The organism is Schumannella sp. 10F1B-5-1 (genome assembly GCF_006517535.1).
Lineage (GTDB): Bacteria > Actinomycetota > Actinomycetes > Actinomycetales > Microbacteriaceae > Schumannella.
In genome coordinates this window covers 1-219 of record NZ_VHQH01000123.1, presented here as the reverse complement: position 1 = coordinate 219, position 219 = coordinate 1, and the positions used below count along the sequence as shown (strand labels likewise).

At 66.2% G+C, this 219-nt stretch carries 1 pseudogene; it reads left to right on the top strand.

What is annotated here, in order from left to right:
- Positions 1-127: 127 nt before the first annotated feature.
- Positions 128-219, top strand: a pseudogene (locus FJ658_RS16925) (translation initiation factor IF-3); the annotation flags it as partial.

Genomic DNA, 219 nt, shown 5'->3' with positions numbered 1-219 from the left:
GTTCGAGTTGGTAGTCCGTCCGCACCCGTGAGGGGTGGGCGGATGGCGCACTCCGCCGAATGTGCCTTTCGAGGTGCGGCCGGTTGCACGGGTGCGGATCTCTTCACGTGCGTGCCTGCAGAAACGAGTGAAGGAGACCCGCATCAGCGATCCCAGAACCAACGACCGTATCCGCGTCCCCGAGGTCCGCCTCGTGGGTCCTGGCGGAGAGCAGGTCGG